Source organism: Metallumcola ferriviriculae (assembly GCF_035573695.1).
GTDB classification, from domain to species: domain Bacteria; phylum Bacillota; class JADQBR01; order JADQBR01; family JADQBR01; genus Metallumcola; species Metallumcola ferriviriculae.
The window spans coordinates 2574998-2595292 of record NZ_CP121694.1 but is presented as its reverse complement, the minus strand read 5'-3'; the positions used below and the strand labels follow the sequence as shown (position 1 = coordinate 2595292).

The window sequence follows — 20295 nt, the reverse complement described above, 5'->3', positions numbered from 1 at the left end:
GAAGTTGGTGGGTAAAGTTGCTGTCATTCATCTCGGGCTTCCCTTTGAAGCTATGCTGGGTGTTTCGCCGCACCGAGCGGTGGGAATATTGCACCGAATGGGCGGATGGTTCGCTATTTATTGAGCTATGTCGGCTTCGGTATTTGGCATAAGGCTTGCAATAAATATAATTGTATAATTGTAATTGTGCAAATTTTCATGCAAATGATTTATTGGGGGGAATAAAATTGGATAAGCTTTGGCTGCAAAATTGGCCGGAAGGTGTGTCCACCAAGCTGACCTATTCATTATCAAGAATTGTCAGACGCCTGGAAACAGCTTACCAATGGCTGTTATTTATATGAAGCATCTTATGGGCTTAGCGAAACACATACTTGTGATACCATCATGCCCCCGGAAAAAATAAAATTCGGCCCTTGCGGAAGGCAAGGTGTCAGCTGAAGACATTATTACTTGGTCTAAAGAAAAGAAGGCCGCTTACAAATATCCTCGCTTTGTAGAATTCCGTGATAGTCTGCCTGCGACCGGCACCGGCAAAGTGCTTCGCAGGCTGTTAAAAGAAGCTCAATAGCGGCCAACTTTGTATGAGATACGAACTACTGTAAGCTGAAACAGCGAATACTCTTTAAAACTAAAAGATAACGAAAGAGGTCGATAGAACAGTGAAGAAAATGCTTATTGCCAACAGGGGTGAGATAGCAATCCGAATTAGTCGTGCGGCTGCGGATCTGGGTATCCAGACGGTGGCTGTCTACCCCGCTGACGATGCTAAATCACTGCATGTCGTTTCTGCTGATGAGGCCTTTATGTTAAAGGGAAAAGGAGTAACTGCCTACCTTGATGCGGAGCAGATTATCTTCGCGGCAAAGGAGTTGGGTTGTGATGCCATTCATCCCGGCTATGGGTTTTTAAGTGAGAATGTAACTTTTGCCAAGCGCTGTACGGAAGTAGGTTTGACCTTCATCGGCCCGCGTCCGGATATCCTTCAGCTGTTTGGTAACAAAATAGAGGCCCGTACCCTGCCGCGACAGCAGGATGTACCGTTGCTGCCGGGTACGGCTATGGCGGCTACGAGATAAACCCGGCCTTCGATTCGCTGCTGGCAAAATTAATTGTCACTTTACGAACTTCAGAGTATAAGGATGTGGTTGCCAAAGCTTACCGGACTCTTAAAGAGTTTCGCATCAAAGGCGTTAAAACCAATATTCCTTTTTGTTAAACCTCTTAGCTAGAGCAGAAGTTAGAGAAAATCACTTTCACACCAGGTTCATAGAAGAAAATGCCGAAAGTCCTGCATCTGTGTCTCGGGAGCAAAGGAGAATTTGGCGGCATGGGCCTTGAAGGAGCCGTCAAGCACGGCTACAGAAAAGAACTTGAAGCCATTGAAGATCCCGCCAAGCGGGAGTCTGCTTATAAACGTTTGCTTGATCAAGCTTACGAGATGGGGAAAGCAACCAATATGGCATCTTATCTTGAAATCGATTCTGTCATTGACCCTGCAGATACCCGTAAATGGGTCATGCGCGGCTTGAAGTCAGTGCCGCCTAATTTTAACGGCAAGGAAATTCCTCCGTTTGTGGACACGTGGTAGAAAAAGTGGCACCGGTGGTGACCAATAACTTGACAAAATGGTGTCAGGCACCTTTTTGTCAAGTTATTTTGTTTGTAGAGAGCATGGGGGCGGGAAGCCAGTATAGGTAATGTGTCGCTTTAAGGAGGATTAACATCTAATAAAAAGAATTGATTATGAGGAATGATTTAATAAGTGCGTTTTTAGTTAGGAGAAAAACGATGGAACTTTTAAGAGTAGATATTAAAGAGGCCGGATACCCGGGGAGAGAAAAAATAGTGGAAGACGTCAGGTTCTCCTTGTTTTCCGGTGAAATGTTGGGGCTAATTGGTCCAAACGGAGCAGGAAAGAGCACTATTTTGAAGACTATAATGGGTCTGCTGCCCGGTCGTTGCGATATAGAGTTTGTTGGGCTGAATAAAAACTATGCTTACGTACCGGAGCAGCCGGTGCTGTATGATAGGCTGACTTTGTGGGAGCACTTGGAATTGGTTGCGGCCGCTTATTGCTTGGAAAAAAGGGAATTTGAAAATACCGCGGAAGATTTGCTGGAACTTTTTCATTTAAGTAAGGAAAAGAATCATATGCCGGCAAACTTTTCAAAGGGCATGCAGCAAAAGGTTATGTTGGTCATTGGTTTTTTAATTAAGCCTGATGTTTACATTGTGGACGAGCCATTTATGGGTCTGGACCCGCGGGCAATTAAAGAATTTCTTCAACTGTTAGAGAAAGAAAGAGAGCGGGGTGCCGGGATATTAGTTTCGACCCATCAACTGGATGTAGCCGAGCGTATTTGCCGATCTTTGTTGTTGATATCGGACGGCCATATTGCTGCAAATGGAACCTTGGCGGAGATTCAAAGCCAATGCGATTTGCCGTGTGGCTCGCTGTTTGATTGTTTCAACAAAATTTTGGAGGAAAAATCATGAACACGCCGGGAAAGCTCTTTTTGAACCGTCTGGCCAACGAATGGAAGTTCCAGTATGGCGTTTGGAAAACAGTCTTCGATTGGACTATTATACTCTATGTAGTTGTACCCACAATAATTATCATTGTGAGACAGTATCTGCTCTTGCTGCATAATGTTCCCCCGCAGTTCAAGCTGATGCCATTGGAACTATATGTGGGTATTGTTTTCCTTATTACATGGAGAGGCAGAATAAGACTTTTTCTGGAACAAGCCGACCAGCTTTTTCTCAACCAAAACGACCACTGGTACGGGGGCCTTTTAAAGATGAGCATATTTTATTACTTGGTAAAAAGTGTTGTTATCTCTGCTGCTTTATTTGCCGTTCTTGCACCAATATTTTTTCAAATATATTCATTTACGTGGGGTCAAATTGTCCGGTTTTACGTTATTGCAGTATTGGCCAAATTTATTTTCGGGATTTTTCGCCAGTTGCTGATTAGGAAATTTCACGGCTTTAAAGGCAAACTGGTGCAAATAATTTTTTTTATCCTATGGGGTATAGTATTTCGCTACTTGGCGCCTTTGGTCATTAGCAGTGAGGCTTACGCGATGGCAGTCATTGGTGGGGTTCTTGCTATTGCTGTGACATTGGCTGTTAAAAGAATTAGCATGAGGGGAATGTTTCTGGAAGATTGGGCCCAGGCCGTGGAAGAGAAACTTAAGTACGTCGGATTTATTCTCAGTGTGAGTGGACAAAAGGTAAAAAGACCGGGGGCAAGAAGGAAACGCCCTTGGTTATTTAGAAATTCCGGCAACATTTTTAGGATACGCAGCGGTTCCAACATTCTTATAGAGTTTGGGTTGAAATCGTTTCTACGCAATAAAGGGGCTGTTTTAATTTATCTGCAGGTTATTTTATTCGGCACCCTATTCATGTTATCATTGCCTGCCCAATGGCGCTGGATGGTACTGGCAGTTTTAGCATTTATCTTGGCAAGTTTGGTGCGGCTACACTGGGTGGAGGAATTCTATTCAGATTTTATGCAGCTATTCCCATGGAAACAGGAACTAAAACACACTGCAGCCGAAAAATTCATTTTCATCACCACTTTACCGGGATTCCTGGCAATGAGTTTTTTCTACGGTTTAACTACTTTTTCTTTGCTAGGAGCTTTAGCCGCGCCGCCCATAGCTTTCTTTTTCTTACGTTATTTAGTACGAAATATAGTCTTATTTGCCAAGATATAAGGTGGCAATTTACGACGGTTCGTAGAAGGGGCGAGAGGACAGGCCAATTAACATAGAAGGCCAGGTGGAAGGCACTTAACTTATTAACTTTTTACTTATTTTTAAGAACCAGAAACTAATAAGCGGATTGAAAGCCAGGTGTACTAAATGTCTAGGAGTGTTGTCTTAGGGTTCCGGAGCAATAAAAATGGCTATGATGCAAAATGCATTGTAGCCATTTTTTATTGCTTAAAAGGTCAGAAAATAAATCACCCAGTTGGGTGACAAAGCGTCCTCTAAATTTTCGCTATAATAGTTGTTAACCTTGTGGTATTTTCCTAGGGCTTTTGTCGAACAGACAAATATGGAGGGGATATTTACTGCACTGGTCACGAATTTGGCAGAAAATCTATTGTTTGGAGGAATGGAGTATGTTTAAAAAGGTTTCTTTATTAGCGCTTAAAGTTGCAGTGGTAGTTTCCCTATTTGCAGTCATGCTTGTTATGACCTTGGCTGGAGAGGGTATGGAAGCTGCGGTTGCTGGCACAAGTTTTATTAATGATGACTTTGAGTCGGATACCCCGGGAGAGATCCCTGAGGGGTGGATTATGAAATATGATGGAGATGGTGGGAGTAAACAAGGAGTTGTGGATGAAGTAAGTAAAACCGGCAGTAATTCCTTTAAACTAGATGGTGGAACGTCATGGTCTGCTAATTTTTAATAAACAAATTAATGATATCCCTAATGTCATTACTATAGAAGCATATATGCGGCCTGTTTCTACCGGTGAATCAGGAAGCATATCACTTTTTAATAGGGAAGGGGGAACATGGGGGGAATACTTGGCAAGGGTAGTTTTTAGAAGTGAACAGATTTCTTATAGCGAAACTGGCCATGATGATGATGATTTAGTAAATTTACAAAGCTATACAGTTGATACATGGTATCATATTAAGATAGCTCATGATTTAAATACCAGAACATATGACATATACATTGACGGCGTGAATAAGGCCAGTGGTGTTGCAATGAGCAGCGGGAACGATCCCGATAGTTTGGTTGTGAGCTCGGGAAATGGCTCAGGTAGCAATATTATTTATTATGATGATGTGAAGGTTTATAGTGGAGATGAATCACCGAATTCCAATGCTACATTAAGTGACTTAGCCGTGGACGGTACCACGGTGGACGGTTTTGACCCCGACATTGCGAGCTGCGATATAGAGCTGCCTGTAGGTACCACGGAAGTGCCTACGGTGACGGCCACGGTTTACGATACTGGAAAGGCAACCGCCGAAGTAACTCCGGTCTTTTATTTACCTGGGATGCCACAGGGACGTTTTGTTTGCCAGGTGGTCAGTCAACCGGGCCTTGGAGAATGAAATAAGTGAATTATTCAAGCCTGACCCCGAGGGATACGTTCAGTATAACAGTAATTAAGCATCCCCAGACAGAAGCGGAAGCAGTGGCTCAGGATACTCAAGCTTTGGAAATCGGCTATACTGTTGGGGACAGCGCAAATTCAGTTATAGCTAACCTTACTTTCCCAACAACAGTGACACCCCCTGGTGCCTGACACCAACGGGGTGTCACTTATTTACTTAGGGGGTCATTTTACTGTATCTAGGCAGGAATATGCTCGTGAAAAGGCGAACTTTGTTGAAGTGTTTTTTTCGCGGCTTATTTTTCCCGGTTGAACAATCGTGGGCGGTGCTTCCGCGCAGCTAGCAGTTCGAGAAATTGTCAAGTTATTGCAGGAAATGTTTGCGATAGAAGTTGGTGGATATATTATGAAGCTAATACTTAAATCTTTACCCATTTTATACATGGCTTTCATTTGGTACCTATCAAGCTACCCCAGTGATGCTGTCATTCATCTCGGGCTTCCCTTTGAAGCTATGCTGAAAGAGAGCCTGCATCTGGTGGAGTTTGCCGGTGTATATATCTTATGGGTACTTTTCTTTCTGGTAAGCGGGAAGTTTGACCGGAAGAGAAATATATTGGCGGTGGTGATTGCCATCGCTTATGGGTTTATTGATGAAACGCATCAATACTTTGTGCCGTCCCGGTCAGCTGCTGTCATTGATCTTGTTAAGGATACTGTAGGGGTGATGGCTGCCTGGTATGTTGTTAACGGAGCATACTTTAATGGGCGGTTTCCTATTATAGGTGAGGGTATTAAGTGGGTTGAAGAACGATGCGCGGACAGAGAGAATGGCGTTGATTAAGCGGGACCATCTGGTTTTGCTTTTTTTATATTCAGGAAGAACCGCACCCCGGTGCCTGACCCTAGGGTGTCACTTGGATGTTTTCCATAATATGGAGAAATGTGATATAATAAATTTATAAAAAATGTAACTCGTAGACAGTAAGGTAGCAGGCCAAAACCAAATTGCAAGTACTGTAATCTGAGGTTCTTTGGATGATGGCTTGGAGAAGAGCCGAAACTCTTGGGAGATAGAGGGAATTAATGTAAAATGCAGAAGTATAGAAGTAAGGGTAATTCAAGTAGACAAGGGAAAAGTTCTGAGTCAACTAACTATAGAGGTGATAGATAGTTATGGATATAGAAAAACTGGAGGACAAGTTTCTTAATTATTCAAAAGCTTTAAGCAGACTAAAAGAGTCATTGGAGAGAGACGAGTCCGATGACATTGTTCTAGATGCAGTAATCCAACGGTTTGAGTTTACCTATGAGCTTTCATGGAAGCTGCTTAAGGTCTATTTGTCATATAATGGTTTAGCTGAAGTGCGGACACCTAGAGAGGCTTTTAAAGAAGCCTTTGCCGTTGGTTTGCTAGATGAGGGTGATGTGTGGATTGACATGCTGGATGATAGAAATCGTACATCCCATACTTATGAGGAAGCTCAGGCACGGGTAATTTATGAGAAAGTTAAATGTAAGTACTATGGAATATTAAATAAACTTAAAGAGTCTATCGGCAGGGAGCTTGAAGTATGAGATTTGGTTTGGAAGACAAAATAATTAAAAAAATCAATTCTGTATTAAGTAGGTATAAAACAGTTCATAAAGCCATGATTTTCGGTTCAAGAGCAAAAGGCGACTTCAAGTATAATTCTGACATTGATATTGCTGTTTACACAAATGGAGAATCGGTAACAGGACTTTTGCATGAATTAGATGAGGCTGCAGGGATTTATAAAACAGATTTGATTATTATGGAGCAGCTGAATAATGAAAAGCTTAGACAAAAAATTGAACGTGATGGGATTGAAATATACGGGAAGCAAGGGGACGGTTGACGGTTCTCCTGCTTCCTTTGGTTCTAAATGGTAAAATAAGTGACACCTTTGTGACACCTCGGTGCCTGACACCAGGGTGTCACTTATTTTAAAAGGGATAATTATCAGGGAGCGAGGGTGCATTTATTTTTTTGACATTACCGGTTCAGATGGTAAAATAAGGTTAAAGGATGCTGAGTATTAGGCTGAGTGGTAACTAATGACGGATTAACGGAATGTTGTATACTATGTTTTTTTAATGGCAAAGGAGATAAGTGGAAAAGTGCAAACTCTTATTAGTCGTATTATAAATCAATTGGGCAGCGAAGAATTTGCCGCCTTTTGCGCTGAAAACAAAATAACGCTAGCAATACTCTTTGGCTCCCAAGTACGGGGGGCTGCACGGGAAGATAGTGATATTGATCTGGCAATCCTCCTTGAAACTGCCTGTTATCCCAAAAGCACGTTGGATGCTGGAAAGTTAAAGCGGGAAATTGCAAGGAAATTATATTCCTTTCTAGGAACCTCAAAGGTCGATTTGGTTTTTCTGAATCGCGCTGCGCCTTTTATGCGGTTTCAGGTAGCCCGGACCGGGAAGCCTGTCTTTGCGAAAAGTGCCGCTGAATTTGTACAATTTGCTTCATTGGCCTTGCGCCAACACGAGGATGCTAGGTTGTTTTACCAATTGGAAAGTAGGTATTTACAAAGCGAATTAAATTAAGGGAAATTGGTGGTGAGTTAGTTGGTTGATAAAAAGGTTATTCAGCGAAAGCTGCAAAAGATGAAGCAATACCTGGGGGAATTAGCGACCTTTGCAGACTTGTCTTTCGAAGAATATGTTAATAACTTTCAGAACCGGCGTACGGTAGAAAGGTTAATACAGCTAATTGTTGACGTGGCTATTGATATCAACGCTCACACTGTGGTCGACGCTGGTAATCCGCCGCCGCAGGACAGTTATGACTCTTTTATCCAAGGGGCAAAGCTAAATATGTTTTCTTTGGATTTTGCAAACAAAATTGCGCCTTCCACAGGAGAAAGAAATATAATTGTTCATGAATACGAACAGATTGATGACGGTGTAGTTATAGCAGCATAGCCGAAACACTTAAGCTGTATAAACAATATCTCGAATTTGTATACGATTATGTCCAGAAACTGCATTGATGGTAACAAAGGGATCAGGGGAGTTAGGGGAAGCCTGACGTTCTCAAATGATAAAATAAGTGACACCTTGGTGCCTGACACCAGGGTGTCACTTATTTCTAAAGTACTATCCTATCCGGGTTAAAGTCATCGCTAGATAATGATATTCTCAGATAGAGAGGCGAGGTAAATTGAAATTGAAGAAAATGTTATCTCGCTAAAGAAGCTAAAATAGAAATAAGTGATGAGGCTAAAGCCCAGGACCTTATTTCTATTTTTATGTGCAAAAAAGATTCGGATATTGAGGATTTTCTAAAGATATTCTTGAAACGGAAATATTGGTTGAAATTTTACAGTAAAAGGGTTTACAGGGTACTTCTAGAATCTATAAATTTAGGGACGGCTCTCAAATGAATGCTTCTAAAAGCTAAGATGTTTTCGGTTGAAGTGAAAGATTGGCTATTGAAACAGAAGATATGCTAACTTACTAAGTAGGTGTGAGAGATAATGAAAGAAAGGCTTTTTTCTCTAAAACATAAAAGAATTACAGTTGATGGGATGATGCAGCTGGCGGGACCGATGGAATATGAGGATTTCGCAGCGCTGGTTTATCAATATGTGGAAGAAAATATTTTAGCACCGGTCAAGTCTGCCGGAAAGAATGGGAGAAGGCCGTCACTTTATAATAAATATTGGATAGTTAAGCCCGAAAGTGATTATTCAACTGCTTTGGAGGAAATAAAACTGCTTCATCCCTGGTTTGATCATTCTAAATACGCCAAGCACCCGGAAATGTATGTTAGATATAAAAGGGAAATTGACCTGATAAGCAATTTTCTATGGGAAAATGCGGACCGTTTGAAAGAGCCGATGTCTATGAATGAGAGATCTTTCCAGATTTGGGGGATGGAAAAGCTATTAAAGGATAAGTCGATAATCAAAAGCATTTTCAATTATAATGACTGGCATTTGTCATTATTGAATTTTTATGAAACCCCGGAACCATTTTTCGAATATATCTTTTCTAATGAAAATGAAATGAATATCTTAATTGTTGAGAATAAGGATACATGGTTTAGTTTGCGCAAGATCATGCGGGAGAATAAACTCAATCAGTTGTTTAGGAATTACCAGGTATTATTGTACGGTGAAGGCAAGAAAATTACCAGCCGCAACAGATTGAAAGAATATGACAATTTATTGACAGGAAGTATTAATAGGTATTACTATTTTGGTGATTTGGACTATGAAGGCATAGAGATTTATCAAACAGTGTTAGAGAACAATAAGGAACTTGATATAAATCTCTGCGCCGCGCTTTATTCATGGATGCTGGTAGAAGCCAAAGAGTATAGTTTACCTAGAACAAAATTAGGCCAGAAAAAGGTAGATATTAATGCGTTTGTAAAGAGTTTTACCGTTCAGGAGAGCGAAGAGATAAAGGCTATTCTGGACAATGGACTTTACATTCCCCAAGAAATTTTAAATTATCCATTGTTGAAAGGCAAAATGATGGAAGGACTGAAGCGGTAGATGTTTAGTTTTTTAGGTGGATTCGAAAAAAGGATGGAAATAGTGGGCATTGTTGAGTCCATCGTTAACCGTAAGAATCGCAACATGGAACTGGAGCGCTTATTTGACGATAATGATTTTCTTAATCTGGTATTTTCAGTGCTATTATATATTATGGAGAAAACTCTATCAGAGGACGTCGACTGCGATAGCGAACACATATTAAAATTTTTGGAGGCTATGCTTCCCAAATATTATGGCGTGCAGTTAGACAATAATCAATTGCATCAGTTGACTGATTATATCATCAAGAACGTTCTTCAAAACGAAGGCATTGCCTACCACTTCCAAGCTGTGGATTATGAGCATGATGTCAGAAAAAATATTACCATCAGGTTAATTGCGGATCATGTGCACGAAGTAAACGGCGGCTATAAGATTACCTATGCCCTTACTGATCAAGGTTATGATTTCTTGTTTCGAACAAAAGAAGTAGATCAAGAAATTCAAATGACAATAGAGGAATTAAAGTTAAAGGAATTGATTAAACGGAAAAACTTCAAAAAAGCGCATGATCAAAGTCGAAATCTTATTCAAATGGTACGTCAGAAGAAAAAAGAAATTCAATTATTTATGATGAAGATCAAAGAAAATATTCATGAGGCTGACATTGGCCAGTACGAAAAACTGATTAACAGTACGTACGATTTATTAAATGAGGAGTATGATTTGTTAAGTGAAGTTATGGATATGTCACGTAAATCTGAGGAAAAACTGCGGTTGGACTATGAGTCCAGTCTAAATCTTGATGCAAGTATCAAAAAGGCACAGGCGGAAATAATGCAAATTAATTATAATATTAGAGCAACTCTCAGTGAGCAAAGGGATTTGATATTGAATCGTCAAAGCTTATCAAAATTCTACATTGATACAATAGGAGACTCTTTGGCCTATGGGATGGAAAACAGGTACGATCTAGAGGAATTTATCTTAAAACAGATGGAGCAGAATGTGGAGCAGGTTGAGCGATTTTGGCAGTTAGTAAATCCGCTATTTTTGCCCAATGTTTATAAAAACATAAACATCAGAAGTATCTATGAGCCGCAAGGTATGATCAAGCTAGAGGAAGAGGAAAAACAAGATTTCATTAAGGATGAAGATTTGTCAGAGGATTATGAACAGGAAAAAATTGAAAGAGTGAACGTCATATACGTGGAAATTTTGGATTACCTATTAAGACAAGCCCTAAAAAATAATGGCGCTTGCCGGTTAGAGGATATTATCTGCTTGCTGGAGGACGATCAGGATCTTTTTCATAGGTTGACTGAAGAACGGATGATATTTACCACATTACTGAAACTTTATGATATCGGTGTGGTTAATCTGGCTGAATGGAGAAATCAGGGGGACAAGGTTGTTATGAACTTGTCTGAAGAATTTAATCTGGAGTATTGCTTGTATCAATTGATGGATAAATATGATTATGTCCGAAGTGTCGACAAATTCGAAATACTTAAAGACACTGATTAAAGTGTCCCCCTTGTCAAGACAGAAATTTTAATTTTCTAAGTGAACCAGATATTCCCATTTAGTAGCAGCAATAACGATGCTATTAGTTGCCTCTTTTGAAATGATTTTATCGTCGTCGTAAACTTTAGACCAGTCGCCGAGGCTGTGGAGAGTGTGGACAACACGGTTTTTGTTGTCCAAGCCTTGTGCGTCAACCTGGAGCGTAGCGGAGGGTTGTCCACATGGCGGCACTATCCATCAGCCTACTTGACTTTGATATACGATATGTCTTGCTATTATTAAGCTGCCTTGCTTATCCCCAGATAGACTTCTTGAGGAGTTAGGTAGTCATGGGTTTGATGTGGCCGTTCTATATTATATTCTTGGATATATTCTCTAATACCGATCCTTAGGTCTCTAGGTGTTAGATATTCATGTGTGTAGATTTGTTCGGTTTTTAGACTTCTAAACCATCGCTCTATGATAACATTATCAATCCAACGGGCCTTGCCGTCCATGCTTTGTCTGATGTTCACGCTCTTTAAATATTCTGTGTAATCAGCGCTTGTGAACTGAGACCCCTGATCGCTGTTGATAATTTCCGGCGTGCCGTATCTGTTGATAGCTTCTTTAACTGCTGCTAACACCGGTGCGGTGTCCAAAGTATCTGATAGTTCCCAGCCTACTATGTAACGACTATACCAGTCGATGACGGCTGTTAGATACATATGACTTCTGCCCATCTTAATGTAGGTAATGTCAATGGCCCAAACCTGGTTTGCCCGATTAATATCTAGGTTTCTTAACAGGTAAGGATAGATTTTGTGCTGCTTATTACGCTTTGACAGGTTGGGTTTAGGATAGACCGCATATATTCCCATTTCGTCCATATAGCGTTTAATTAACTTACGGCCAACCTTAATGTGGTCTTCATTCTGTAGCTTTTTGCGAAGCTTCCTAACCCCTAGATATGGCATCTTGGTATGCCAGTAATCAAGCCTGTTTTTAATCATATTTTCGCGCTCTCTGTCAGGTTCTTTAGGTGTGTAATAAAAACTGGTTCTATTGATCTCAAGTAACTGGCATTGCCGATTAACCGGCAGTTTGTTATTTTTTGAAACCAGACTTATTCTCCCAGTCGACCCCAAGAACTTCTTTAGATTTTTTTTTGAGCCAGTCATTCTCAATAGTGAGTTGACCGACTTTTGCCATTAATTCGGTTCTTTCTTCGTCCAAAGCTTTTTCTTGGGCACGAAGCTCTTTTTCTTGCTTGCTTTGTGAGAACACCTGTGGTGCATTCTCTAAAAAATCTTTTTTCCAGTTGCGCAGTTGATTGGGGCTTAACTCATGTTCGGCTGCTAGTTCGCCGATCTGTTTTTCTTCTTTGAGTAGCTCCAGTACGATTTTAGTTTTGAATTCGGCTGTAAATTTTCGTCTTCCCATTTTGTATGAACCTTCTTTCTGACAGTTTTCCTGCCGTTTATTATATCAGGTTCACTTAGTTTGTCGAAAATTTTGTCTGAATTCATGGGTACATTATATATGATTTAATAGAAATAGAGATCAGTAGAAGTATTCAGGAAGATTTACATGTGCTCGAAAAAATAGAGGTATCTAATTTTATGATAAGGGTGGAAGTACAAGATGAGCAGCGTTAGGACCGCAATCGAGATATTTAAAGTGTTACTGGAGCATGGGCAGCTGGACAGAGATGCTCACAGCGATTTATTTATTGAATGTTTAAACTCGGAAGTGCAGGAAGTGCTCAGCGAATTTGAAGAGGAAATGGAATGCAGGATCATCAAAATAAATAATACCATCTACCTTCTCCCTAATCACGATAACAGCTTATTGGGATTTAAAAACAAGAACTTTAGGGAATGGATCGGTTCAAATGCCCGTTTGAGTGACGTGTACCTATCGTATTATATTACTATGTTCATCTTATATAAATTCTATAGTGGGAAGAACAAAAACCCGAAGCAGAGAGAATTTATCAGAGTAATGGCTTTGATTGACGAACTGGACCAAAGGTTTGAAGCAATTCTTACTAACAATCAAGAGGACGTTATAGAAACGGAAGAGGACCTAAATATAAACCTTATCAGAATTGCTGAAGTTTGGAACCAAAAGATCGTTTATGAGGAGAATAAGAGAACAACAAAGCATGGTACCGTACTGAGAATATGCACTTTGCTGGAGCAGGAAAAGCTGATTCGATTAATGGAAGATAAGCAGGAAATAAGGACTACAAAAAAATTAGATGACTTGATGACCTATTATTTTCTGAACGACAGCAGAATTGATGAAATCAACAGTATATTTACTGAGGAGGGTAACAATGCCTCAAATAAATAGAGTCAGAATAATCAACTTTTCCTATAATAACAATAACAGAAATATTATCGATGAGATTTTTATTTTCTATCAGGGGGAGAATGCTCTGCTCAGCCTAAAAAACGGTGGTGGTAAAAGCGTATTGGTTCAATTACTGCTTCAACCGATAATACCTAAGACCAAACTGATGGGCAGGAGAATGGAAGATTTCTTTAAAGGCAGGAAGACGCCGACGTATGTGCTAATTGAGTGGAAACTGGAGGAACAGGGTGGATATTTGCTAACGGGTGTCGGTTTAACCAACAGGGAACACCAGGTTAGAGAGCAGGATGAAGAAGTAAATAATAGCGTCAAATATTTTACATTCACGTCATATTACCGTGAATCAAACCTTTTTGATATAGAAAACATAGCGCTGATTAAAAAGTTAAATGAAAGAATATATATAGAAGATTTTAAAAATGCTAGAAAACTGATTTCGGAAAAAGCAAAGGATAGAGAATGTCGGGTTAGATTATTTACTGACGAAGAGGGTATGGATTATCGAGGTGAACTGGAAAGTTACAACATATTTCCGGATGAGTGGAAGTCTATTATTTTAAAAATCAATGAATCTGAAGGCGGAGTAATTGAAATCTTTGAAAAATGTAAGACTTCTCAACAATTGATGAATAATTGGATTTTGAAAACTATCGAGAAGGTAGTCAACAAGGAAGAAAGGGACCAGAAGAAACTGGAACTGATGTTGGAAAATCTGGTGGAAGAAATGATCAGTAACGAGCAGTTTATCCATGAAAAGGAACTGTATCAAGGGTTTCTAAGTGAAACAGAGGAGTACTTGGATCAGCTTAACGATTTGATAAAGTCTCTGGACAGCGAGGCAGAAATGGAAGGCAATATTGCCAGCATGTACTATTTTTTGAAAAACGAAATAAATAAGATGGATGATAAGCTCCGGGTTGAAAATAACAAAATTGCCGACTGCGAAAAAGGATTAAAGAGGATTGATTTGGAAGAAAGGTCTAAGGAATATTATGACCAATTAGACAATGTCAATGGCTTTGCCAAGTCATTGGAGGAGGCAAAAGCAGCGTTAGCGTCATTACAGGAAAAAATTGACTTGAATGAAAAGGAAATTGTGGTGCAGCTGGCGGCCCGGGACTACGGCAAAATAAAGGAATTAAAACAAACGTTAGCCGGCATCAAAGCTGAAATTGATATGATTAAACACAGCGCAGAAAGCAAAACGAAAATAAGAAATCTAGAATACTCACTTAAGATTGCTTATGCGAGTGTGTTGGAACAGTTAAAGAAAAATGCTATAGCTATCGTAGCCGGTAAAGGGCAAAAGGCGGATAAAATTAAGGAAGCTGATAAAGAAATAGACCAGCTTGACCGAGAAAGCAGCGAGCTCCAGAATAAAAAGGGGCGAATGGACAGTAAAATAGAGCAGTTTGAGAAGGACGAACAGAAAAAACGTGATGAATTGGCACTAATATATGAAAGAAACTTGCTGGGAGAGATTGAAAAGGACTATTTCGATCAATATATCCTTACGCTAAAAGAGCAGATGGCGGCTTTAGATGCGGAAAGAAGCAATACAGAGCAAAAAATAACTGATTTGCTGAAAAAAACTGCTGAAGCAAGAGGGCAGTTGAATCTTCTAAGAGAAAGCATGGAGCAACGGAAGGTTGATGCTGCGAGATTGGTGGACAAAATATCGGCTTACAACGATGTTGAAGCGGCTATAAAGCCCATCTTTACTAGATATGATCTTGATTTCAGCAAAAGGTTCAATCACCGGGAAAACCACATTTTCGTTAAGAAAATAATTAGTGAATTGCAGAAAAGAGAAAGGGAACTGGACTTAAGTGCCATGACGATTAGGGAGACTATTGCATCTTTAGAAAACGGGACACTGCATGTCTCTAAAGAATTTAGACAATGGCTAATCAATCACGACATTGACTTTGAAACTGGAGAGAATTATCTAAGGAAAAAGAAGCTCGATATTAGAAACGGCTTAGTTGAACAAAACCCAGTACTGCCGTTTGCTTTCCTATTGTACGATGATGACATAGAAAAACTGAAGAGTATGGAGATGGCGCTAAAGATCAATCAGATGGTTCCCATTTTGTCGTATAGTGATATTAACAAAACTTATGCCGTTGACGGTAATGCCGTTTACTTAGGAAAGCAATTACAGTTCATCTGTCTCTATGACAACAGGATGATTGATGCGGATAGTTTAGACGCATATTTGCAAGAATTGCACGGTGAAATGGAGAAAGTAACCGAGCAACTGACTCATTATCGGAAGGAACTGACATCTGCCAGGGATGCCCTGCAGGTACTAAGGCAGTTTGATTTTGATAAAAATCATCTTTATGACCTGGAAAGGGAAAAAAGTAAATTAGAAAATCAGGTTAGTTCGGTAAGAAGTAAAATCGAAGACCTGGAAACTAGACTAAAGGAAATCTCGGAAAGCATAAATAATAAGAGACGCAGAATAGATGAAATTGACAGGCAGCGGGCTGAGGAAATCGCTAAAAAGGAAAAGTTAAATCAATTCATTGGCGAAAACGAAGAATATCTGAAAAATCGAAGATTAAGCGGCGAGTATGCTGAGTCCATAGAAATAATTCATAGAAAAAAGACAGTGGCTGCCAAAGATAAGCAGACCTTTAGCGAAGAGAAGGAAGCGCTGGTAGGGGAAGAGGTTAAGGTCGGCCAAGAAATTGAAGACAAAGAGGATAGGCTGAGGCGGTATGAGGATGCTGAAGCAGGTGAACAACTGGATCAGGATATAGACATTATGGAGGCGGAACTGCAGGCATTAAAGCGTAAAATAACTTCTGATTTGGAGCGGTTGGAGCGGGATTTTAAGAACAAGAAAGATGAACTGCAAGAGAAAGAGGGGCAATTAGCATCATATCAGTTGGAAGAAAGTCAATATAGCCAGATAGTTTATGATCCGAAGCAGTTAAAGGAACTAAACACTAAAGTTAGTAACCTGAAGGCGGAACATAAGAAATTAGTTAAAAAATGCAGGGACGTGGAAGGTGATCTGCGGGAAGCAAAAGGCAAATTTGCTTCCGCAGAAACTGAGGTCAAAAAATTGGCGGAATTGCCACTAGAGCCGGCGCTGGTAAAATCAAATTTTGCTGCTAGACGAAAGCAGAAAAAGGAAGACATTATTGGAGCAAAAAGTATAATAACTGAGCTTGATAAGGTATCTAAAGAATATGACACGGTTGCCAATAAAATTGCCGGACAAGTTGAAGTGGAAAGGTATGAAGTAAATACTGAATATCGAATAAAACAGGGGATACAAACGGATTTTGTAAAATGCATCAAAGAACTAAAGCATTGCAAGGCTGAGAACAGGGCACATGAGCAAAACGCCATGACGCGCTACAATAAGGTAAAAGCCAGGTATGAAGGTAAAAATAAGCATATAGAGAACATTTTGGCAGGGCTGGAACCGTTGATTGAAGCTGCACAAGGCGACAAAGATAAATATTTCTATTTAGGCGAGAGAATGTTGATTAGTAATGAGTCTTTGACAAAACTAATTAAAGCTTGTGAACAGAGATTGGCTAATGTAGAAAAGAATAAGAGGGATATGATTCAACATAGCTACCTGCATGCAAAGCAGGTTTATGACGAGGTGCAAAAAATAGCAGAGAATTCTTCAATTAAACTGGAGGGGAAAACCCGCCCGATACCGATGCTGAAAATAGATATGGAACCTTTGAGTGAAACCGAGGAAGAGAATAGTACAAAGATGAAAGGCTATATCGAAAACTCTGTTGGTATTATTAAAAGAGATATGAAAGAGGAAAAGAAAATTGAAGAAATTCGTAAAAAAATTGGCAAATATATGTCCACTAAGGAACTGCTAAATGTACTTTCCGATCTTGGGAAAATGAATATTTCCGCATATAAAATAGACATTAATGTCAAAAATAATCGATATAAATCCTGGGAGCAGGTTATGAAGGAGAATTCCGGCGGGGAAAGGTTTGTTTCATTTTTTGCCGTGCTGGTTGCACTTATTTCATATACCAGGACCAGTATGAAGTTTGAAGATGATTATCAAAGAAACAAAGATACAAAGGTTTTAATTATGGATAATCCGTTCGGCCCAATCTCTTCGGAACATTTATTAAAGCCGTTGTTTAGGATTGCCGAAAAATACAATACTCAGTTGATCTGTCTGACCGATTTGAAACAAAATTCAATACTAAATTGTTTTAACTTAATCTACATGATCAAAATCAGACAAAACGTCTTTGGCACCAATGAATACATCCGATTAGAGCAACAGATTAAAGAAGATATAATTCTTAAAACCGACGAACGGTTAGAGAAAGTTGTATTTAAAGCTGAAGATGTTGAACAGATAAATTTATTTAACTAGCACTTTGGGACGTTAACGGCGGCGGGTCAACAGCATACATAGAGCATGTGCGCCAATTATTTTTCCAAGTTATGGATAATATGCTATAATAGATTAAGGGTAAGTTAGTGGAACAATTATGGGAATAGGGGTATGATAATAATGAACTCAAAGGAAGATCGGTGGCAACAACGATTTGAAAACTTTGACAAAGCCTATCGTCAATTTGACTCAGCCATACAAGATTTTGACAAGCTTAGTGTGCTGGAGAAAGAAGGTTTAATTCAAAGGTTTGAGTATACATTTGAATTGGCATGGAAAACACTTAAGGATTATTTAGAATCTCAAGAAGTGTTAGCAAGCTTTCCCAGGGAAGTAATAAAGTCTTCATTTCACTATGGTCTTATTCAGGATGGTGAAACATGGATGGATATGTTGGAAAAACGAAATTTATTGGCCCATACTTACGACGAGGAGCGTTTGCGGTCGGCGGTGAACAAGGTTAAGGAAAGTTATTACGCAGCTATCACGCAGGTATATCGTGACTTAGGGGCAAGAAAATGAAATTTGGGATACCGGGAAAAAGTATGAATTTTATTGTTGAAGTCTTATCACGCTGGCCGGAGATTGAAAAAGCATCTATTTTTGGCAGCCGCGCCATAGGGAATTACAAAAATGGATCTGATGTTGACTTAGTTGTCTATGGTTCTCAGGTAACACAGCAGATAATTGACCATTTGAGTGTACAATTAAACGAAGAATTACCCTTACCTTATTATTTTGACATTGTCCATTACGACGCGTTAAAGCATAAGCCATTAAAGGACCATATAGACCAATATGCAAAAAGATTCTATTGTTAGTTGCATGTTCTTTATGGCCGACAAGGCCGACAATAAGTGACACCCCCTGGTGCCAGGCACCATTTTGTCAAGTTATTGCAGGCAAATGTTAATCCGTCAATGTTGCCTGCTGACACCGGAAGCGGCATGTATCTTTTTGACATTACCGCTTCAGATGGTAAAATAAGGTTAAAGGATGCCGAGTATTAGGCTGAGTGGTAACTAATGACGGAACAACGGAATGTTGTATACTATGTTTTTTAATGGCAAAGGCGGAACCTCAAAGGTCGATTTGATGGTAACAAAGGGATCAGGGGAGTTAGGGGAAGAGCCTCATTAAATCCAGGTAATAATTCAAGAAATAGGATATAAAGTTAAAAACACTGGAACAAGGTAGGGCATAGGCTGAAAGATATAGTTGGATGGAGGTGTCAATATGGAACAACGAATACGGGATGAGTTGAATATCTTAAAAGATATCATAGTAGAAACTATACCTGTAGAACAAATATTCCTGTTTGGTTCCTATGCAAACGGTATTCCGCATGCCGATTCGGACTTAGACCTCTATGTTATAATGTCAGATAATGTTAATATCAGGGAAATTGATGCCATGAGACTAATTCGGAAAGCGATTCGGAATAAAAAGACGATGCCGGTAGATGTGATGGTAGGTAAAAAAGATAAGTTTAATAAGCTCAAATCCATCCCTGGTATCGAACGTCAAATCGTGAGGGAGGGGATTGTGCTGTATGGATAATGTAACACAAGCGCAGGAATGGCAGAGGTTTGCTGCGATGGACTTAGATAGTGCCGAATATCTTCTAAAAATGCGTCCTGTTCCAATTGAAATTGTTTGTTATCACTGCCAGCAATCTGCTGAAAAGTATCTCAAAGGAAATCTTATTTTATGCGGCAAAAATCCGCCTAAAATACATGACCTAGATGAATTGTGCAAGCTTTGCACGAAACTATCTGACACCTTTAAAAATATAGCCGATCATTGCTCCGACCTAACTGCGTATGGTGTTCATTCAAGGTATCCAACGGAATTGATGCTGGAAGAACAGGATATGCAGCAGGCATTACAGGGCGCAAAAGCAATTCAAGATTTTATTCTAGATATTGCTCCGGAGATGGTACCGCAGTAAACAGAGCCAAAAACATAAAAACAATTACGTATCACTAAGCCTTGCTATTGTAGTTATAGTAAGGTTTTAACTATGTTTACGGGCCTGGCATGGCTATTGCAGTATTATGAATCGTTCAACTCTTTCCCGTATTTTTCTAATCTGGGGTGTCATTTGGTTCATACTAGTTAATCTTGCTGCTAGAAATAGCTAAACGAGGCCCACCCCCTCTTAAAGCAAAAAAGCAGCCGCTCACATCCAAAATACGACTTTTCACGACAAAATAGTTGAAACATTCTGAAAATAGTTTTAATATTAGAGAAAGTTACAAACATCAATAAACCTAGGGGGGGATCTAATATCGTAAAATCTGTCTTAAAAATGGTAGAAATCATGGAAACATTCTCCTTGGCCGAACCGGAATTAAGTTTATCAGAGATATGCCAGAAGACTCAACTAAATAAAA

At 39.7% G+C, this 20295-nt stretch carries 21 protein-coding genes and 3 pseudogenes; 23 read left to right on the top strand and 1 reads right to left on the bottom strand.

What is annotated here, in order from left to right:
• Positions 1–291: 291 nt before the first annotated feature.
• From MFMK1_RS18480 to MFMK1_RS12835, 16 genes and pseudogenes are all read left to right on the top strand, one after another.
• A pseudogene (locus tag MFMK1_RS18480) lies at positions 292–571 on the top strand (hypothetical protein); the annotation flags it as partial.
• Between the two features lie 100 nt (positions 572–671).
• Positions 672–1061: pseudogene (locus MFMK1_RS12905) on the top strand (biotin carboxylase N-terminal domain-containing protein); the annotation flags it as partial.
• Positions 1062–1075: 14 nt separating this feature from the next.
• Complete coding sequence (locus tag MFMK1_RS12900; RefSeq protein ID WP_366924942.1) at positions 1076–1219, top strand: hypothetical protein; 144 nt, start codon at positions 1076–1078, stop codon at positions 1217–1219.
• Between the two features lie 111 nt (positions 1220–1330).
• Positions 1331–1591, top strand: coding sequence for a hypothetical protein (locus MFMK1_RS12895; RefSeq protein ID WP_428846273.1), 261 nt, complete (start codon positions 1331–1333; stop codon positions 1589–1591).
• Between the two features lie 200 nt (positions 1592–1791).
• On the top strand, positions 1792–2499 hold the full coding sequence (locus MFMK1_RS12890) for an ABC transporter ATP-binding protein (RefSeq protein ID WP_366922108.1): 708 nt from the start codon (positions 1792–1794) through the stop codon (positions 2497–2499).
• The gene (locus MFMK1_RS12885) at positions 2496–3728 is read left to right on the top strand and encodes an ABC transporter permease (RefSeq protein ID WP_366922107.1); all 1233 of its coding nucleotides are present in this window, start codon (positions 2496–2498) and stop codon (positions 3726–3728) included. The genes MFMK1_RS12890 and MFMK1_RS12885 overlap by 4 nt, the downstream gene beginning before the upstream one ends.
• Positions 3729–4138: 410 nt before the next feature.
• Positions 4139–4429: a hypothetical protein gene (locus MFMK1_RS12880; protein ID WP_366922106.1), complete on the top strand. Its 291-nt coding sequence runs from the start codon at positions 4139–4141 to the stop codon at positions 4427–4429.
• Positions 4398–5090, top strand: a complete 693-nt coding sequence (locus MFMK1_RS12875) for a LamG-like jellyroll fold domain-containing protein (RefSeq protein WP_366922105.1) — start codon at positions 4398–4400, stop codon at positions 5088–5090. Before MFMK1_RS12880 ends, MFMK1_RS12875 begins: the two co-directional genes overlap by 32 nt.
• A gap of 5 nt (positions 5091–5095) precedes the next feature.
• Positions 5096–5284, top strand: coding sequence for a hypothetical protein (locus tag MFMK1_RS12870; RefSeq protein ID WP_366922104.1), 189 nt, complete (start codon positions 5096–5098; stop codon positions 5282–5284).
• 127 nt (positions 5285–5411) lie between these two features.
• On the top strand, positions 5412–5936 hold the full coding sequence (locus tag MFMK1_RS12865) for a VanZ family protein (protein WP_366922103.1): 525 nt from the start codon (positions 5412–5414) through the stop codon (positions 5934–5936).
• A 332-nt stretch (positions 5937–6268) separates the two neighbouring features.
• Positions 6269–6670 (top strand): nucleotidyltransferase substrate binding protein, encoded by a 402-nt coding sequence (locus tag MFMK1_RS12860; RefSeq protein WP_366922102.1) that lies wholly within the window; start codon positions 6269–6271, stop codon positions 6668–6670.
• Positions 6667–6972, top strand: coding sequence for a nucleotidyltransferase family protein (locus MFMK1_RS12855; RefSeq protein ID WP_366922101.1), 306 nt, complete (start codon positions 6667–6669; stop codon positions 6970–6972). The genes MFMK1_RS12860 and MFMK1_RS12855 overlap by 4 nt, the downstream gene beginning before the upstream one ends.
• A gap of 262 nt (positions 6973–7234) precedes the next feature.
• Positions 7235–7672, top strand: coding sequence for a type VII toxin-antitoxin system MntA family adenylyltransferase antitoxin (mntA, locus tag MFMK1_RS12850; protein ID WP_366922100.1), 438 nt, complete (start codon positions 7235–7237; stop codon positions 7670–7672).
• 21 nt (positions 7673–7693) lie between these two features.
• A complete protein-coding gene (hepT, locus tag MFMK1_RS12845; RefSeq protein WP_366922099.1) occupies positions 7694–8050 on the top strand; it encodes a type VII toxin-antitoxin system HepT family RNase toxin in 357 nt (118 codons plus the stop codon).
• Positions 8051–8604: 554 nt separating this feature from the next.
• Positions 8605–9630, top strand: a complete 1026-nt coding sequence (locus MFMK1_RS12840) for a Wadjet anti-phage system protein JetD domain-containing protein (RefSeq protein ID WP_366922098.1) — start codon at positions 8605–8607, stop codon at positions 9628–9630.
• On the top strand, positions 9631–11139 hold the full coding sequence (locus MFMK1_RS12835) for a hypothetical protein (protein WP_366922097.1): 1509 nt from the start codon (positions 9631–9633) through the stop codon (positions 11137–11139). It abuts the gene before it with no gap.
• Positions 11140–11417: 278 nt separating this feature from the next.
• Here the strand turns inward: MFMK1_RS12835 and MFMK1_RS12830 are convergent.
• A protein-coding gene (locus MFMK1_RS12830; protein WP_366922096.1) for an IS3 family transposase occupies positions 11418–12561 on the bottom strand; the annotation gives its coding sequence in 2 pieces (ribosomal slippage) (positions 11418–12288 and positions 12287–12561; 1146 coding nt in all).
• 201 nt (positions 12562–12762) lie between these two features.
• Here MFMK1_RS12830 and MFMK1_RS12825 point away from each other — a divergent pair.
• The 7 genes and pseudogenes from MFMK1_RS12825 to MFMK1_RS12795 form a co-directional block, all read left to right on the top strand.
• Positions 12763–13476 (top strand): DUF6063 family protein, encoded by a 714-nt coding sequence (locus MFMK1_RS12825; RefSeq protein WP_366922095.1) that lies wholly within the window; start codon positions 12763–12765, stop codon positions 13474–13476.
• Complete coding sequence (locus tag MFMK1_RS12820; RefSeq protein WP_366922094.1) at positions 13460–17878, top strand: coiled-coil domain-containing protein; 4419 nt, start codon at positions 13460–13462, stop codon at positions 17876–17878. Before MFMK1_RS12825 ends, MFMK1_RS12820 begins: the two co-directional genes overlap by 17 nt.
• Positions 17879–18019: 141 nt before the next feature.
• Positions 18020–18421: a nucleotidyltransferase substrate binding protein gene (locus tag MFMK1_RS12815; protein WP_366922093.1), complete on the top strand. Its 402-nt coding sequence runs from the start codon at positions 18020–18022 to the stop codon at positions 18419–18421.
• Complete coding sequence (locus MFMK1_RS12810; protein ID WP_366922092.1) at positions 18418–18720, top strand: nucleotidyltransferase family protein; 303 nt, start codon at positions 18418–18420, stop codon at positions 18718–18720. Before MFMK1_RS12815 ends, MFMK1_RS12810 begins: the two co-directional genes overlap by 4 nt.
• A 415-nt stretch (positions 18721–19135) precedes the next feature.
• A complete protein-coding gene (locus MFMK1_RS12805) occupies positions 19136–19459 on the top strand; it encodes a nucleotidyltransferase domain-containing protein (RefSeq protein ID WP_366922091.1) in 324 nt (107 codons plus the stop codon).
• The gene (locus MFMK1_RS12800) at positions 19452–19850 is read left to right on the top strand and encodes a HEPN domain-containing protein (RefSeq protein WP_366922090.1); all 399 of its coding nucleotides are present in this window, start codon (positions 19452–19454) and stop codon (positions 19848–19850) included. Before MFMK1_RS12805 ends, MFMK1_RS12800 begins: the two co-directional genes overlap by 8 nt.
• Before the next feature lie 360 nt (positions 19851–20210).
• Positions 20211–20294 (top strand): annotated as a pseudogene (locus MFMK1_RS12795) (hypothetical protein); the annotation flags it as partial.
• Position 20295: the final 1 nt, after the last annotated feature.

What these genes read in the sequence shown, in the direction of transcription:
- MFMK1_RS12895 (WP_428846273.1), top strand. Translation starts at nt 1,331, where the DNA reads ATGGGCCTTGAAGGAGCCGTCAAGCACGGCTACAGAAAAGAACTTGAA.
- MFMK1_RS12890 (WP_366922108.1), top strand. Translation starts at nt 1,792, where the DNA reads ATGGAACTTTTAAGAGTAGATATTAAAGAGGCCGGATACCCGGGGAGA.
- MFMK1_RS12885 (WP_366922107.1), top strand. Translation starts at nt 2,496, where the DNA reads ATGAACACGCCGGGAAAGCTCTTTTTGAACCGTCTGGCCAACGAATGG.
- MFMK1_RS12880 (WP_366922106.1), top strand. Translation starts at nt 4,139, where the DNA reads ATGTTTAAAAAGGTTTCTTTATTAGCGCTTAAAGTTGCAGTGGTAGTT.
- MFMK1_RS12875 (WP_366922105.1), top strand. Translation starts at nt 4,398, where the DNA reads ATGGTGGAACGTCATGGTCTGCTAATTTTTAATAAACAAATTAATGAT.
- MFMK1_RS12860 (WP_366922102.1), top strand. Translation starts at nt 6,269, where the DNA reads ATGGATATAGAAAAACTGGAGGACAAGTTTCTTAATTATTCAAAAGCT.
- MFMK1_RS12855 (WP_366922101.1), top strand. Translation starts at nt 6,667, where the DNA reads ATGAGATTTGGTTTGGAAGACAAAATAATTAAAAAAATCAATTCTGTA.
- MFMK1_RS12840 (WP_366922098.1), top strand. Translation starts at nt 8,605, where the DNA reads ATGAAAGAAAGGCTTTTTTCTCTAAAACATAAAAGAATTACAGTTGAT.
- MFMK1_RS12835 (WP_366922097.1), top strand. Translation starts at nt 9,631, where the DNA reads ATGTTTAGTTTTTTAGGTGGATTCGAAAAAAGGATGGAAATAGTGGGC.
- MFMK1_RS12825 (WP_366922095.1), top strand. Translation starts at nt 12,763, where the DNA reads ATGAGCAGCGTTAGGACCGCAATCGAGATATTTAAAGTGTTACTGGAG.
- MFMK1_RS12820 (WP_366922094.1), top strand. Translation starts at nt 13,460, where the DNA reads ATGCCTCAAATAAATAGAGTCAGAATAATCAACTTTTCCTATAATAAC.
- MFMK1_RS12815 (WP_366922093.1), top strand. Translation starts at nt 18,020, where the DNA reads ATGAACTCAAAGGAAGATCGGTGGCAACAACGATTTGAAAACTTTGAC.
- MFMK1_RS12810 (WP_366922092.1), top strand. Translation starts at nt 18,418, where the DNA reads ATGAAATTTGGGATACCGGGAAAAAGTATGAATTTTATTGTTGAAGTC.
- MFMK1_RS12805 (WP_366922091.1), top strand. Translation starts at nt 19,136, where the DNA reads ATGGAACAACGAATACGGGATGAGTTGAATATCTTAAAAGATATCATA.
- MFMK1_RS12800 (WP_366922090.1), top strand. Translation starts at nt 19,452, where the DNA reads ATGGATAATGTAACACAAGCGCAGGAATGGCAGAGGTTTGCTGCGATG.